The 15,469-nt window shown below is 69.2% G+C and carries 13 protein-coding genes; 5 read left to right on the top strand and 8 right to left on the bottom strand.

Annotation, left to right across the window (positions count from 1 at the left end; all coding sequences use genetic code 11):
• Positions 1–27 precede the first annotated feature (27 nt).
• The gene (locus BCL76_RS31000) at positions 28–612 is read left to right on the top strand and encodes a rhodanese-like domain-containing protein (RefSeq protein ID WP_109782669.1); all 585 of its coding nucleotides are present in this window, start codon (positions 28–30) and stop codon (positions 610–612) included.
• A gap of 53 nt (positions 613–665) precedes the next feature.
• Positions 666–932, top strand: coding sequence for a metal-sensitive transcriptional regulator (locus tag BCL76_RS30995; protein WP_109782668.1), 267 nt, complete (start codon positions 666–668; stop codon positions 930–932).
• A gap of 363 nt (positions 933–1,295) precedes the next feature.
• On the opposite strand, the gene BCL76_RS30990 is transcribed toward BCL76_RS30995, so the two are convergent.
• The 3 genes from BCL76_RS30990 to BCL76_RS30980 all read right to left on the bottom strand — a co-directional run bounded on the left by BCL76_RS30990 (position 1,296) and on the right by BCL76_RS30980 (position 7,440).
• Complete coding sequence (locus BCL76_RS30990; protein ID WP_258309997.1) at positions 1,296–3,497, bottom strand: LamG-like jellyroll fold domain-containing protein; 2,202 nt, start codon at positions 3,495–3,497, stop codon at positions 1,296–1,298.
• A gap of 558 nt (positions 3,498–4,055) precedes the next feature.
• Positions 4,056–5,564 (bottom strand): sigma-70 family RNA polymerase sigma factor, encoded by a 1,509-nt coding sequence (locus BCL76_RS39200; RefSeq protein WP_258309991.1) that lies wholly within the window; start codon positions 5,562–5,564, stop codon positions 4,056–4,058.
• A 943-nt stretch (positions 5,565–6,507) separates the two neighbouring features.
• Positions 6,508–7,440, bottom strand: coding sequence for a zinc-binding dehydrogenase (locus BCL76_RS30980; protein WP_146228453.1), 933 nt, complete (start codon positions 7,438–7,440; stop codon positions 6,508–6,510).
• Positions 7,441–7,609: 169 nt separating this feature from the next.
• Here BCL76_RS30980 and BCL76_RS30975 point away from each other — a divergent pair, with 169 nt between their 5' ends.
• The 3 genes from BCL76_RS30975 (at position 7,610) to lysA (ending at position 10,935) form a co-directional block, all read left to right on the top strand.
• A complete protein-coding gene (locus tag BCL76_RS30975; protein WP_109782664.1) occupies positions 7,610–8,221 on the top strand; it encodes a TetR/AcrR family transcriptional regulator in 612 nt (203 codons plus the stop codon).
• A 972-nt stretch (positions 8,222–9,193) separates the two neighbouring features.
• On the top strand, positions 9,194–9,583 hold the full coding sequence (locus BCL76_RS30970) for an SAV_915 family protein (RefSeq protein WP_109782663.1): 390 nt from the start codon (positions 9,194–9,196) through the stop codon (positions 9,581–9,583).
• 17 nt (positions 9,584–9,600) lie between these two features.
• A complete protein-coding gene (lysA, locus tag BCL76_RS30965) occupies positions 9,601–10,935 on the top strand; it encodes a diaminopimelate decarboxylase (RefSeq protein ID WP_109782662.1) in 1,335 nt (444 codons plus the stop codon).
• Positions 10,936–10,969: 34 nt separating this feature from the next.
• Here the strand turns inward: lysA and BCL76_RS39195 are convergent, their stop codons facing one another.
• The 5 genes from BCL76_RS39195 to BCL76_RS30945 form a co-directional block, all read right to left on the bottom strand.
• Positions 10,970–11,143: a hypothetical protein gene (locus tag BCL76_RS39195; RefSeq protein WP_181382806.1), complete on the bottom strand. Its 174-nt coding sequence runs from the start codon at positions 11,141–11,143 to the stop codon at positions 10,970–10,972.
• Positions 11,144–11,219: 76 nt separating this feature from the next.
• Complete coding sequence (locus BCL76_RS30960) at positions 11,220–13,157, bottom strand: APC family permease (protein ID WP_109782661.1); 1,938 nt, start codon at positions 13,155–13,157, stop codon at positions 11,220–11,222.
• A gap of 276 nt (positions 13,158–13,433) precedes the next feature.
• A complete protein-coding gene (locus BCL76_RS30955; RefSeq protein ID WP_109782660.1) occupies positions 13,434–14,672 on the bottom strand; it encodes a serine hydrolase domain-containing protein in 1,239 nt (412 codons plus the stop codon).
• A 74-nt stretch (positions 14,673–14,746) separates the two neighbouring features.
• Complete coding sequence (locus tag BCL76_RS30950) at positions 14,747–15,124, bottom strand: DUF1048 domain-containing protein (protein WP_109782659.1); 378 nt, start codon at positions 15,122–15,124, stop codon at positions 14,747–14,749.
• 2 nt (positions 15,125–15,126) lie between these two features.
• Positions 15,127–15,459 (bottom strand): PadR family transcriptional regulator, encoded by a 333-nt coding sequence (locus tag BCL76_RS30945; protein WP_109782658.1) that lies wholly within the window; start codon positions 15,457–15,459, stop codon positions 15,127–15,129.
• Positions 15,460–15,469: the final 10 nt, after the last annotated feature.

The raw sequence follows: 15,469 nt of genomic DNA, 5'->3' as shown, positions 1-15,469 counted from the left end.
CCCCACAACCAGAGGAGACACTCCGCCATGACCACCCCCCACGCCCTCAGCGCCCACCAGGCCCACACCCGCCTGCACGAGCTCACCGTCCTCGACGTCCGCACACCCGGCGAGTACGCCGCAGGTCACCTGCCCGGCGCCCTGAACATCCCGCTGGACCAGATCCCACGCGCCGTTCCCGCCATCCGCCACGCCGCCGATCGCGGCGATGTCCTCGTCGTCTGCGCCTCCGGAGCACGCTCCGACAGCGCCTGCCGGACGCTCGCCGAGCACGGCATCCGCACCGCCACCCTCGCCGGGGGCACCGGCGCGTGGGCCACCGCCGGCCACGACCTTCACCACCCCGAGCAGGCCTCCCGCGCTACCTGGGACATGGAACGCCAGGTCCGCCTGACCGCCGGCGTTCTCGTTCTCGTGGGCCTCGGGCTCGGCCTGCTCCACCCCGCCTTCCAGCTCATCTCGGCCGCCATCGCCGGCGGCCTCGCCTTCTCCGCCCTCACCAAGACGTGCGGCATGGCGGCCGTCCTTGCCAAGCTCCCCCACAACCGGCCGCAGCCCGGCGACATCGACGCCACACTCGCGACCCTCCTCGATCACCGACCCCCGAAGTAGATACCCCCTGGGGTACCATGGGTGTGGACAGCACACCACACAGGAGGTACTCGGTGAAGGTCGACGACGACGCGGTCAGCTCGGTCCTCAACCGGCTGCGGCGCGCCCAGGGACAGCTCGCCGGCGTCATCGCCATGATCGAAGCCGGGCGTGACTGCAAGGACGTCGTCACCCAGCTCGCCGCAGTCTCCAAGGCCCTCGACCGCGCCGGCTTCAAGATCGTAGCCAGCGGCATGCGCCAGTGCATGAACAACGCAGACGCAACCCAGGCCCCCATGACCGAGGAAGAACTCGAAAAGCTCTTCCTCACCCTGGCCTGACAGCCGCCTGCAAGACACACCGGGCGGAGGGTCAGCATCGCCGTCCGCGGGGCCATCGCGGACGGCGATGCTGCCGAGCGGCTCACGCCAGAACTGGGGGCGGTCGACCGCTGGGGTATGACACCCTGTGCAGCCGACCCGCCCACGTTGCCGTGACCCGAGCCTTGCAGGAACATCACAGGTTCACGAGGTGGGGAAGGTGCGCAGGGATCCACTTGGCCTGGGGGCCTGGCGTTCGCAGCCACCTCGACGAGATTGTGCGTCCGCGATGCCGCTCGTTGTTGCATGTGTCGGCCGCTGCTCGTCGTCGGGATCGGTGGCTCTGCGCGTCGTCACGCCTGGCAGGTCGGACCGGCGTTGCGGTCAGGGAGTCGTCGCCAGGCCGTAGTGGTTCTTGACCTGGGCGGCGGTGAGCACCTTCGGGTATACGGCCGTCTCGTCGATCTGACCGGCGAACAGGTCGCTCGTCGGGCGGCTGGGCCACCCGCCGAGGTTGTCGCCTCCGACGTGCCAGTAGCCCGTGTACTGCGCGTGGGCGGAGACGCTCGACGTGGCCTTGAGCTGGCCGTCGACGTACAGCGCCATGCCGGCTGGGCCCTGCGTGGTGACGACGTGGTGCCAGCGGTTGTCGTTGTACGCCTCGGACCCTGGGGTGGTGATGGTCTGGGCCGAGCCGAGCCACGTCCCGAACGTCAGGCGACCGCCGTCGGTCATGTAGAGGTGCATGTCGTACTCGTTGCTGAGATATGTGGTGCTGCTGCCGAAACCGATCAGCTTGCCGCCGCGCGTGGTGCCGGTTTTGAACCACGTCTCCAGGCTGTAGGAGCTGCCGACGGTCTGGCGGTGGTCGCTGTACACCTGCTGGTTGGTGCCGTTGAAGCCCATGGCGGTGCTGGAGCCGCTCACCGCGCCGGGCGTCTGGCGCAGGGCCGGGGCGTTCACCTGGACGCCGCTGGTGTTGCCGTCGATCGAGGAGTCGGCCACGTACGGGCTGACGGTGTCGTCATAGCGCCAGTACAGCTGGGCGCCGTCGGCACGGACCTGGTTCGGGTAGGCCTGCGCGGAGGTCGGGACCGTCACGGAGACGGTGGCCGACTTGGCGCTCGTGTTCCCGGCGCCATCGGTCGCTGTGACGCGGTACGTGTAGGTCTGGCCGGCCGTGACCGTGGTGTCGGTCCAGGAGGCCTGCCGGCGCTCGAACTCCACGGAGTCCGCGGTGAGCGTCTGTACGGGCGTGGTCGCGCCGTTGCGGTAGATCCGGTAGGTCAGCTTGCTGTCGTCGGGGTCGAAGCTGGTCCGCCAGCGAACCTGGACCTCGCCGGGCTTGATGCTGGCGGCGCCGGCGACCGGGGTGGTCGGCGCGCCGACGTCGCCGGTGGACCCGAAGCGGGTCAGGCCCTGCTGGGGCTTGCCGTTGACGGTGGTGAACTCGCCGCCGACCCACATGTACTTCGTGTCGCCATCGCCCGCGACGGCCATGACGCGCGGGCCGACGCCCTCGCCGATGCCGCCGTTGGTGGCGGGGAACCAGCCGAGTTTGCGCGGGCCGGGTACGAAGCCGTCCACCGCAGCCGGTGCGGCGCCCTTGTACTGGGTGGGCTGTGCCATCAGGTAGCGGCGCTTGCCGTCGTCGGGGAACTCCCCCTCGGTGGCGCAGTTGTGCGCGTGGGACGAGATGTAGAGCGCACCCTCGTACGGCAGCACGTTCTGCGTCGCGCCGAGGCAGCGGTCGCGCCACGTCTCGCTGAAGTTGGTCAGGTTGAACGCGGCGCGCCCGTCGAACACGCCGCCGCCGTTGCCCTGGTTGCCCGTGTAGAAGCCGGTGGCGTCGGTGGCGATGTCCATGACGGTCGAGAGGGGGTGGAAGGAGTTGTACGTCTTCTTCACGGCACCGGTGGTCGCGTCCGCCACGGCGAGGGCGTGGCTGCTCGCGCCGTTGAGCGTGAAGAAATCTCCGCCGAGCAGCACGTTCTTGCCGTCGGGGGTGAGCTCGACGGCCCGGCCCGTTTCGTCGGCGTCGGCGGTGAAGGGCCTGAGCTCGCCGGTGGTGGCGTTGACCGCGGCGAACTTCTGGCGGGGCACGCCCTGCACGGCGCTGAAGTCGCCGGCGGCGTACAGCGTGGTGTCGGAAATGGCGAGCGCGCGAACGGTGGCCGAGAAGCCGGGGCGGAAGTCCTTCTTCGGGGTGCAGCCTGCTATGTCGATCGCGGCGACGTTGGAGACCGGGACGCCGTTGACGGCGCCGAACCGGCCGGCGGCGTAGAGGGTCTTCTTGTCCTTCGAGACGACGAGGGAGCGCACGGTCGCGGTGGTGCTGCTCGCGGTGAAGGAGAGGCGGCACGAGGTGGGTTTGCCCGTCACGGCGTTCAGTGCCGCGAAGTTCACCGCTTCCCGCGGGGAGTCGGCCGCGCCGGTCGGCGGGCGGAGCTCGGAGAAGGTGCCGCCCGCGAACACGGTCCCGTTCACCTGGGCCAACGCCCACACGATGCCGTTGGTCTGCCAGGTCGGCAGATTGTCCGCGGTGAATGACACCGGCGCTGTGGTGGCCGAGACCTCCGGCGTCATCACCACGCCGACACCGACGCCGGCCGCTGCCAACGAAAGGACGACGGCAGCAGCCGTCAGCCCTTTGGCGCTGCGCCGGTGACGCCCCGGGCGATTGTCCGACGCGCGCCGCTGCGCACGCCTCTCGCTGAATCTGTTGGTCATGCGTGCCTCGAAGATTCTCAGTTCGGAAGGAGAGAGTTGGCCGAAAGGTTTCCAGGGGTAAATGGCGGATAAATTCAGGCAAACAGGAATGTGCCCAAGGACGCCCGACCGTTATCCGCTATCCCACGACTACGCCTCATCATAAACAACAAAGAAAGCTGCTTGCATTCCGCATGAATGGCCCAGATCCTCACTGAAGCTGTTATTGCATGGAAATAAAGCCCTGCGTGTCGTTAGTTTGCTGACGGAAGTTCAGCCATGCAGCCCAGGCTGCTTGCTCTCCCGGCTGAGGCCCGACGAAAACGACGGTGGCACGCCGTTATTTCGACTCCTCAGCCTGTTTCTGACCCCTGATGCTTCTGGGCAGGATCAGCAGGTCGCTCCGGTCTTGAACGCCGTACGCGTACGGCGGCCCTATCCCAGGGTGAAGAGGAAGTTGGCGGAGCCGTAGTAGTTGGGCAGGTGCACCATGCGCAGGCCCTGGCGAGGGGGGCCGGGCTTCGACCAGTCGTCCGGGCCCAGCAGATGGGCAGCGTAGTCACTGTTCGGGACCTGCGGTACGAACCAGATCCGGAACGCGCCGGGTTGGGCGTCCGGCTCGAATCTCCACAGCTGCGCGTCACGGTCCGCGCCGGCCTGGCAGGTGCGAAGGGTGACGGCGACGTAGGTGGCGCCGGCGGTGGTTCCGTCGAGGCAGGTATCGGTGCCCGTGTGACGGAGCTGGTAGATGTCCTTGCCGGCCGGCAGGGGCTGCCAGCCCTGGGAAGGACTTCCGGTGCACTGCTGGAGCTGCAGCGGTCCGTCGGACCCGCTGCCGGCCAGGCCGACGCACAAACCCGAGGCGGTGTTGACCAGGGGAAGACCCTTGGTCCCGATCCGGGACGGGGCCGGGGCTGGGGCGGACGCGAGGACGATGGCGGTCGGCGCGGCGGTGGCAGGGGTAGACACCTCCGGGGTGGCGGATTCGCTCGGTGTCGGCGAGGCAGGAGGGCCGGAGCCCGGCTCCGCGGCGGGGGACGGACCGGGGCTCGCGGCTGCCGGAGCGGGTATGGCCTGCTCGGGCCTGCTGTCGGCCGGCAGGAAGGCGAACGCGGTCATCGTCGCACCTGCGACGACCGCTGCCGTCAGGGACCACTTCACGGCACCGAACTGTGCCGCGGCCAACTTGACCCCACCCAGATGGCCCGCTGCCAGAGCGCCCTGGCCGCCGAAGGACGACAAGATCGAGGCGGGGCTCCACAGCAGGACTCCGGCCGCCAGCATTACGCCCAGGCAGCGGTTGACGTTCCGCAGATCGTGCTCGGCCCGGGTGCAGTCGGCGCACGCCCGCACATGCCGGCGCAGATCCTGGGTGACGCGCTTGCCGGGCCGGCGGAGCGAGGCGGCGAGCAGGCCCCCGTAGTACCGGCACTCCTCACCGACAGCCTGGTCCAGGTGGGCGCGGAGGTACGCCTCGCGCAGGCCTTCCCGAGCGCGCGCGGCCAGTGAGCCGACGCCTCCTGCCGATATCCCGAGTCGGCGGGCGGTTTCGGCTGCGGGCTCGTGTTCGACGACCGCGTGCCACAGCACGGCCTGCCAGCGCTCCGGCAGGGATTGGTACGCCCGCAACACCAGCGATCCCTCCTCGGCAGACAGGACCGCCTCTTCGACGTTCTGGCCATCGGCAAGGTCTGCGGCCCATTGCTCGAAGTCGTCCGACAGCTGCGTCCGGGCGCCGCGGCGCATCCAGTCGGCCGCCACCCGGCGCACGCAGGTCAGCAGGTACGGCCGCCAGGCGTACTCGGGCCCCGTCCCCCAGGCGACCGCCCGGTAGGTACGGGCGAAGGCCTCGGCCGCGAGGTCATGCGCGGTGGACAGATCCCGACAGCACGTGCGGGCGTAGGCGAGCACGGCGGAATGATGACGGGCGAACACTTCGCCCATCACGGTGCTGACCTCAGCATCGGACGCCGAGCCGCGCCCGCGCAACAGTGCGCACAACTGTGCGTCGCTGAGGCTGTGTAGGTCCTGCTCACGGGCAGTTCCCGATGTACTCAACCCTTGCTCCCGATGACTCTTGGGCGACCTGCGCGATGGGTACCGGACATGGCTGGAGTGGGGGGAGCGACGCTGCGCCTCGCCGGAATTCGCGCAAGTGTGCACGCTGTTGGGGTCCGCGAGCAAACGGGCCATCAGCGGCACGCCAGGCGAACCGGAACCAGCCGGGCCAGGCAGACGACCGATGGAACCCTGCGCCGATCCGACTTCGGCCATGGTGGGAGGCGTCCTGCACCGTAAGGGCGAAGGGCAGATCGCGGCCGTTCGTGGAAACCGGAGCCCGGCCCGTGCGCTGACCGGTCCGCCCGGACACAACTCGGGTAAAGGATCGGCAAACTCGCGGGACCGTTCAGGGCCTGCGCGTTCTCCACCACAGCAACGACAGACCAGGAGGCGCCAGTGCAGCACCGAGAGAGCCCCTGCCGTGCGACGGCCGGAACGCCCGCCCCGGCCACCCCGGGGGACGGTCGGCCTGTGACTCCAACTCGTGGGCCGCCTTCGCGTCGAACGTCGCAGCGCGCACCGATCTGTTCCCGTCGGCACGGAGCTCGGCCGACCAGGCCGCCCCCGAAACCCCGGTTCCCGGCGCGCAGACGGCCACCACTGCGCGGTCACCATCAGGCTCCACCGAGTTCCCCGACAGGGACTCCGATGGCTTGCTGTTCCTCTGCCCCACATCTTCATGGGACAGCCCCATACTCCGGTACCACCCCTCTCGGACAGAGCCGTTCCATTGACAGCCCTCTCAGGGTTCAACCCTTCTGAGATGAGGTTTCTTCGGCCGGAACATCAGGGTGTTACCGGGCGGCTGAATTCAGGGGCCGCGGGTTCACAGACGGATGACGGTGCGTCCGTACTGTTCGCGGGCGGTAAGGCCGGCAAAGGCGGCGTGGTGGTCCGCAATGTCGAAGACCTCGTGGACGACAGGGCGGATGCGGCCGTTTCGGAGCAAGTCGAGGATGCGCGTGAGCTGGGCGGTGGTGGTGTGGGGGACGAAGAGGAAGGGGGCTGTCCGGCGGGTGAAGTTGGCGATGGCCAGGCCACGAGGGTCCTTGTCCGGGTTGGAGGTGACGAAGCTGCCGCGTGGGGTGAGCTTGCGGCGCACCCCGGTGAATCGGAGGGTGCCCGACAGGTCGAAGACGATGTCGAAGGCATCGGGGAGATCGGCGACAGCGGTGTCACCGTAGTAGTGGGTGTGGGCGGCACCCAGCTCGCGCAGCCGGGCATGGTGGGTGCGTCCGCCGATGCCGGTGACTTCCGCACCTGCGGCGGCGGCGATCTGAACGCCGTAGACACCGACGCCGCCGGTGGCGCCGACGACCAGGACGCGGCTGCCACCCTTGAGCCCGGCCTTGTCCATCGCGGTCAGGGCGGTCTGGGCCCCGATGGGCAGGGCGGCGGCCTGGACGAAGTCGAGGTCGTCGGGGATGGGGGCGAGATGATCCTCGTCGGCGGCCACGTATTCGGACAGGCATTTCTCGTCCTTGACGAAGTGGGTGCTGCCGATCACCCTGTCGCCCTTGCGAAACCGAACGCCGTCCGAGGCGATCACGCCGGAGAACTCCAGTCCGAGGTTGACCTTCTTCTTGCGGGTCTTCTTCGCGAGCGCGGCCGGATCGTCGAGGGTGACGAACGCACGTTCCCAGGCGCTCAGCGGTACGGCCTTGACCTCGACGAGGACCTTGCCGGCGGTCGGGACCGGGTCGGGGACCTGACCGAGGTGGAACTTGGTGGGGCCCTTCATGGTGGGGTCGATGAGCATGGCACGCATAGAGGTCCGTTCGTCGGGTGGGGCCGGCAGACCGCAGCCCCAAAGCCGGAACCGGAAACGGAAGGGGATTCCGTTTCCGGTTCCTTGGATCACGGTAACGAGGGCAAGCCGCCCCGTCAAACGGAACCGGAATGTTATTCCGTTTCGATAGGGTGGAAGCATGCCTACGACCCCGCCCCCCTCGCCTTCGGCCGCCCCGGTCCGCAAAGACGCCCGCCGCAACCACGAACGCGTCATGGCCGCCGCCGGGCAGGTCTTCACCACCTTGGGCCCGACCGCGCAGATCGAGGACGTAGCCCGGGCTGCCGGGGTTGGTGTCGGGACCGTCTACCGGCGGTTCGGCTCCCGGGACGGCCTGATCGCCGCCTTGGTCACCGACCGCCTCGCCGGCTGGGCGGTCGCGGCCCGTGCCGAACTCGCCCACGCCGACCTCGGCCCTTGGGACGCCTTCGCCCGACTCGTCCGGTCCTACGCCGAGTCCTGCGTTGCCGACCGCCTCCTGCTGGACGTCGGCTGCGCCACCGTCCTTGAGCTCCTGACCGACGGCCAAGGCCCCGGCGGACTGCTCACACTCCTTGACGAGGTCATCGCCACCGGCATCCAGGCCGGCACCCTCCCACCCACCTATACCACTGGCGACGTCGTCACCCTCATGACAGCCCTCGCCGGCGTCGCCGCCGTCCCCGGGCTCGACTGGCGCCCCCTCCTCGACTACACCCTCACCGGCATCCACCACACCGCCCGACCACACGGCCCCTCGACCTCCTCGTAGTCTCTTTCCAGCATCCCCGGGACCGGTACGGTCCCACCAGCCTCGGCACCCCGCAGCGGCAGTCCATGGGCGGCGCCCTCTCCTGACGGCCCATACACCGATGGGGTGCAGGACCCGTGGACGCGGTCACACGATCTCAGAGAGGCCACCCCGCGCGAGCGTCCGATCGCCTCAGAACCGTAGATCTCCGGCGTGCACACGGCGTTCCGTCACAGCTCGACGGAGAGGACCTGACGGGCGAGGGGTTGTCACTTGTGCACAAGATCCGCCACGCCCACTTCATCCAGGCATCGCACACCCGGCTGGTTCCGAAGTCACGACCGTAGGAGTCCGGCGGCGCAGCGGCGGCCACCACTGCCCTTCACAGGCAAGAGAGCTTGCCTGACTGGCAGCCAGATCTAGCTACTAGTCAGTAGAGTCAGCAAAAGGTCAGCATTCGTTCGACCAAACTTGGTGACAGCCTGCAACACGTGAGACCCGGCCGGCGGCATTGGAGGCTCTCGCACCGTCGCCGGCGACCTCCCCTGCGAAGTCAAAACCGGAAGGTCGGGAGCGAGAGCCGCACCCGACCCTCGCCCCACACAAATAGCAGTTCAACGCACCCTTCCCCTGGGCTTCAGGTGCGTCGGCGGGAGCTCGGGGGACGGAATCGGAGGGCCGTCGTAGCCCTCGGCACGCGCCGCTCCTTTGCTCCTCCGTTCGGGTGACTCATCCAACGGCACGGACGGACCACGGGGTAGGTCCGCTGACGGTCCTCTGACGCAGCCGGCCGCGATACTGACGCGTTGATGACACACCCGCCTCCTCTCGTCAGCGATCCGTATGAACTGCGTCGTTCGTCGTCAAGATCCCATCAGGGGCAGGCCACAAAGGTGCCGAAGCGGGGATAGCTTCCGAGAGCCGCCCCCGGACCGCCTCCCCGCATCCGGGGCACGCACCAGCTTCCGTACACGGCTCCACGAGGAGGGCCCCATGTGCCTGTTCCAGTACGACGACGACCCCGAGCCCGAGGAACGAACCCCGGCCGGACTCCTCTACGTCCCCGTCCGGCCGGGAACAGCGGAGGTGGTCCTGCGGATGTTCCGCACCCCGCTGGGCGCACGCACCGCCGTCGGATTCACCACCGCGGACCGGCTGGTCGCCACGCTCGGCGCCGAGCAGCGGTGGATCCGGCTCTCCGAACCTGCGCTGCGGGCGATGGCCGAGCCCCTGGGAGCGGGCCTGCTGACGATCGACCCGACGTTCACCGCTCCCGCGGTCACCGGATCCGCCGCCGCGGGCTCCCCCACCGCAGGCTCCGCCACGACCGGACACGCGCCCGTCCCGGCTCCGAGGCACGTCTCCTCGGCCCCGGCCGCCTGAGAGAGGGAGAGCACACGATGACCACCGCGGTCATACCCACGCCGGACGCCGGCACCGACGACCTCTCCGTCTGGCCCGCGTCCACGGCCCGACTCCCCCACGGCGGTCTGACCGTCGGCGGGGTGGACCTCGCCGAGGTGGCGGAGCGGTTCGCCACTCCCGTCTACGTCCTTGACGAGGGGGAGGTACGCGAGCGCTGCCGGACGTACCGGGACGCGTTCCCCGAGGCCGAGGTCCTCTACGCGGCCAAGGCCTTCCTCTCCCGCGCCATGGTGCGCTGGGTCCAGGAGGAGGGGATCGGCCTCGACGTCTGCTCGGCCGGAGAGCTGGAACTGGCCGTCACGGCGGGCTTCCCGCCCGAGCGGATCGTGCTCCACGGCAACGCGAAGTCACCCCGCGACCTCGAGAGCGCACTACGGCTCGGGGTCGGCAGGATCGTCATCGACAGCCCGTCGGAGATCGCCCGCATCGCCGCCGCCGTCGGACTCGAAGGCCGCCAGAAGGTGATGGTGCGGGTGGTGCCCGGCATCTCCGCCGGCGGCCACGACAAGATCCGCACGGGCACGGACGGCCAGAAGTTCGGGCTGTCCCTCACCGACGGATCCGCACTCCACGCGGTCGCCCGCATCCTGGCCCAGCCCCAACTGGAACTGACCGGGCTGCACTGCCACATCGGCTCCCAGATCACCGAGGTCAAGCCCTACCTCACCGCCCTGCGCCGCATGGTCGGACTGATGGCCCGTATCCGCGACGCGCACGGCCGGGTACTGCCCGAGCTCGACCTGGGCGGTGGCCACGGCATCGCCTACCGGCCGGGCGAACCGGCCCTGGACATCACCGCGCTCGCCCGCAAGCTGCGCGGTGAGCTGATCGAGGCCTGTGCGGCAGCCGGGATGCCGGTCCCGCGGCTGGCCATCGAGCCGGGCCGCGCCGTCGTGGGGCCGGCGGGGGTGGCCGTGTACCGGGTGCTGGCCGTCAAGCACACCGGGGACACGGTGTTCGTCGCCGTCGACGGCGGGATGAGCGACAACCCCCGGCCCGCCCTCTACGGGGTCCGCTACGCACCCCGGCTGATCGGCCGCGCCTCCACGGCCTCGCCGCGTACGACCACGGTCGTCGGCCGGCACTGCGAGGCCGGTGACGTACTCGCCGCCGGGGTGGAACTGCCCGGCGACATCCGGCCCGGCGACCTGATCGCCGTGCCGGTGGCCGGGGCCTACCAGGTGTCCATGGCATCCGGTTACAACATGGTGGGGCGGCCGCCCGTGGTCGCGGTCCACGGGGGCACCGTCCGGCTCCTGGTCCGGCGCGAGACTCTGGAGGACCTCCGCCTGCGGGACATCGGCGGGTGAGGCCGGCTCACCGACCCAGCCGTGGAGTCCCCGTCTACGGCTGGTACACCAGCTCGATCACCATCGCGGCGATGACGCCCCAGACCCCGAGCCCGAGCAGCCACAGGGTGTCGAGGACGGCTCCGGTGGCGATGACGGTCAGGCCGGCCGCCCCGAGGACGACTACGGTCCGGCGGATTTCGTGGTCCGGGCGCGAGCGAGGGGTCACAGAAGCCAGAATCCCGCTGGACGGTCGCCTGGGCGACGGTCCAGCGGGATTCCTGCCGTCTTCCTTACGCCGCCCGTCAGCCGGCGTGCACGTGGGGGCGGCGGGAGCGGTCCGGTTCGGCTTCGCGAATGACCTCGCGGGTGACCGGGGCGACTTCGCCCTGGCCGAAGAGGAAGAACCGGAAGAAGTTGGCCATCGGGTTGCCCTCGGTCCACTCGAAGTAGATGTGCGGCCGCTGGCCAGTCTCGTCGCGGACGTGCAGGAGCAGCGCGGCCAGGGCGTTGGGGATGCTGGAGCTCTCCAGGGTCAGGACCCGGTAGCGGCCGTGCAGGACCTCGCCGCGCACGCGCATCCCGGACTCGAACTCGGAGGCGTCCAGGACGGTGACCTCGACGAACATCACGTCGTCGTCGGCCGGGATGTCATTGTCCGCGCGGATCTGCGCCTTCTTCTGCCGGTACTCCTCCAGGTCCCGGTTGTCGGGCTCGTTGGCGATGAACCGGATCGTGCGGTTGGCGGTGTCGCGGATGAACCGCTGCGCCATGTCGTCGAACTCGATGTGCGTGACGCGCAGCTCGAACACACGGGCCAGGCGCGAGAGGAGGGAGAGCGCCATGATGCCGCCGATGAAGCAGGCGCCGATCTTCACACCGTCCGGGCGTTCAACGACGTTGACCGCGGTGGTGTAGATGAACACCGCCGAGATGATCCCGAAGCCGATGGTCCAGCCCCGCTCCCCGGCCCGCCGGGCGGCGATGGTCACGGCGACGGCCGCCGAGGTGATCAGGACCAGGACACCGGTGGCGTACGCGCCGCCCTGGGCGTCGACGTCGGCGTTGAAGATCCAGGTGACCAGGAACGCGACGAGGGTGAACACGATGACCATCGGTCGCAGGGCTCTGGCCCAGTGCGGGGCCATGCCGTAGCGGGGCAGGTAGCGCGGCATCAGGTTCAGCAGGCCGGCCATCGCGGAGGCGCCCGCGAACCAGAGGATGCAGATGGTCGAGATGTCGTAGACGGTGCCGAAGGCGGAGCCCAGGTACTCGTGGGCCAGGTACGCCAGGGCACGGCCGTTGGCTTCGCCGCCGGGCTCGAACTGGGCGGCCGGGATCAGCAGGGTCGTGATCAGGCTGGAGCAGATCAGGAAGATACTCATGATCACGGCCGCCGTGGTCAGCAGCTTCTTGGCACCGCGGATCCGCCCGGCGGGCTTCTCCTCGGTGTCCGAGGGGTCGCCCGCGACGTGCGGCATGACGGCAACACCGGTCTCGAAGCCGGAGAGGCCGAGCGCGAGCTTCGGGAACACCACGAGTGCGATGGCGATCATCATGAAGGGGTTGCCGTGCTCGGTGGTCAGGGCGGTCGTCCAGTCGGTGATGACCTGCGGCTCCGTGAACACGTTCCACAGCCCGACCGCCACGACGACGACGTTGAGGGCGAGATAGGTGGCCACCAGGACCACGGCGACGCCGATGGCCTCGCTGAACCCCTTCAAGAACACGCCGCCGAGCAGCGCGATCAGGATCAGGGTGATCAGTACCTCGTGGCCGTGCAGGGTACTGGTGAGGTGCGGGTTCTCCACCATGTGCGCGGTCGCGTCAGCAGCGGAGAGGGTGATGGTGATGAGGAAGTCGGTGGCCGCGAACCCGAGCAAGGTCAGGACGAACAGCTTGCCCTTCCAGAAGGAGAGGAGCTTCTCCAGCATGGCGATCGAGCCCTCGCCGTGCGGGCTCTCCTCGGCCACTCGCCGGTAGACGGGCAGCGCCCCGAAGAGGGTCAGCAGGACGAGCACGATCGTCGCCAGCGGCGAGAGCAGACCGGCCGCCAAGAATGCGATGCCGGGCTGGTAGCCGAGGGTGGAGAAGTAGTCGAGGCCAGTCAGGCACATGACTCGCCACCACGGCCGGCCGTGCGGCTGGGCCGCCGCCTCCTTGGCGGCGGGCGAACTGTTCTCGGCGGTCAAGCCTTCCAGCATCCACGCGCGCAGGCGCGAGGAGCGGGCAGGGGTGGCCATCGTCGGGCGCTCCTGTCGTACGGCATGGATTCGGCCATCGGAGTCGACGGCTGGGCCAGCGTACGCAGCGAGAACTCAGCCAATACGTCTATAGCCTCGCCTGACGGAATCCTGACGCCCCCTTAACGCCTTTCCGCCCGGTGGCGTAGCGAACGCGCTCACGCTTGGAGGCGGAACCCGCACGTCGGGTGAGGGCACGTGGAGAGGGCGAAGATGCGAACCTGGTCGAGGCCTTCCGTAGAGATGTGCCGGGGCGACCTCGACCAGGTCGACAGGTCAATCGTCGATTGCCCGGTAGAGGGTGGTCCAGAAGTCGTTGATGGCCCGCGCCGAATCAGGAGTGGACATCCCGGTCTGGGTGAGGAGGATGCCGACGAGCCCGTTGGCCGGGTCGGCGTACGTGGTGGTGCCCGTTCCGCCGTCCCAGCCGAACTGGCCGATGGGCGCGTAGTCGCCGCGATACGTGCGCACCGCCATCCCGAAGCCCCAGCCTCCGTGCTGCCCCTGGCCGTGTGACAGGTGTACGAGGTCGCGGGCGCGCCCTTCCCTGTCGGCCAGCTGCGCGGCGAAGAGGCGGTTGGTCGTCATGAGCTCGACGGCGGGCCGCGACAGGATCCGCCGGTCGCCGTGCGTCCCGTGGCCCAGCAGCATCCGGAAGTAAGCGTGGTAGTCGTCGACGGTGGAGTCGAGGCCGCCGCCGCCCGACTGGAACGCGGGAGGCCGGCTGTGGTGTCCCCCTTCGGCCGCGTCCGCCACGACGAACTCGCCTGTCTGCGGATCGGGAGCGTACAGGGGCGGCAGCCGGTCGATCTTGTCGGCGGGTACGTGGAAGCCGGTGTCCTTCATCCCCAGTGGCTCGAAGACTCGCTCGCGCAGGAATGCCTCGAACGACTGGCCGGTGACCCTGGCCACGAGCACCCCGAGGACGTCGTCGCCCACGTTGTACAGCCACCGCTCGCCGGGCTGGTGCATCAGCGGGAGCGTGCCCAGGCGGCGCATCCATTCGTCCGGCTCCGGTGCCGGCAGCAGCCAGCCGTCCTCCTGGCCGTACACCCCCCGCTCGAAGAACGCTCCCATGATCGGGGAGGTCGGCGCGGTCATGTCCAGCCCGAGCCCGAGCGTGGAGGTGAGCAGGTCCCGCACGGTGATCGGGCGCCGCGCCGGCACCATGTCATCCAGGGGGCCGTCCGCCTTCTTCATGACCTGCCGGTCGGCGAGCTCGGGCAGCCACCGGTCCACCGGGTCGTCCAGTCGTATGCGGCACTCGTCGAGCAGGACCATCGCCGCGGCGGACGCGACCGGCTTGGTCGTCGAGGCCATCCGGAAGATCGTGTCCCGGCGCATCGGCGGGCCGCCGTCGTGGCGCATCGTCCCGATCACTTCGACGTGGGTCTCCTCGCCCCGGCTCACCAGGGCGACGAGTCCGGGGATCTTCCCGGACTCCACATGCCGTCGCAGCACCTCGCTCAGTCTGCGCAGTCCTGCTTCGGATAAGCCGTTGTTGCCTTGTCCCACCGTGAATCCCCCCTTGGATCCTTTAGATCCTGCGAAACCATGCCGGCACGGAGCTCGTGTGCGTGCTGTCGCCGTCAGACCGCCCCTTCCGCCTCGACTGCGGCGTGCTCGATGTCCTCGGTGAGTCGCTTGCGCGCACGGGCGGGGACGTAGCCTCCGTCCGAGTAGTTCTGCGCGAAGGTCTCGGTGAACTCCACCGGGTCCTCCCCGACGATCTCGCGGATCGACGTGCCGTCCGCCGCGGCCTGCTCGAACAGCTCGACGAGGTCTTCGAACATCGCCGCGTTGCTGTCGGCGTCGACCGGCACGAAGTGCATCAGGTGCCGCTCAATGGCCTCGACCGCCGTGCGGTGGCTCCCGGGCAGCTCCTTGACGCGCGCCTTGTACGCCCTCCACCGCATCTTGGGCCCGATCACCTTCGCGATGATCCCGCTCTTCTCGACGTCGGACATGCCTACCCGCCCTCCCCTTCGCGGAGCTGTTCCAGTCGTTCCGCGAGGAAGCTCCACGTCCCCCAGAACTCTTCGAGGTATTCCCGCCCCTGGGCGTTGAGAGAGTGCACCTTGCGCGGTGGCCCCTTCTCCGAGGCGACCTTCTCCACGTCGACGAGACCACGCTTCTCCATCCTGATGAGCAGCGCGTAGACGGTCCCCTCGGCGATGTCGGAGAAGCCCTGTTCCCTCAGGCGTGCCGTGATCTCGTACCCGTAGGCGGGCCTGCCGGCCAGGGACGCGAGGATGATGCCCTCCAGCGTGCCCTTGAGCATCTCGGTCAGCAGTTTGGACATGGAACGCCTC

Origin of the sequence: Streptomyces sp. CG 926, from assembly GCF_003148825.1 — a bacterium.
Classification (GTDB): domain Bacteria; phylum Actinomycetota; class Actinomycetes; order Streptomycetales; family Streptomycetaceae; genus Streptomyces.
This window is presented reverse-complemented; position numbering and strand designations above follow the sequence as displayed.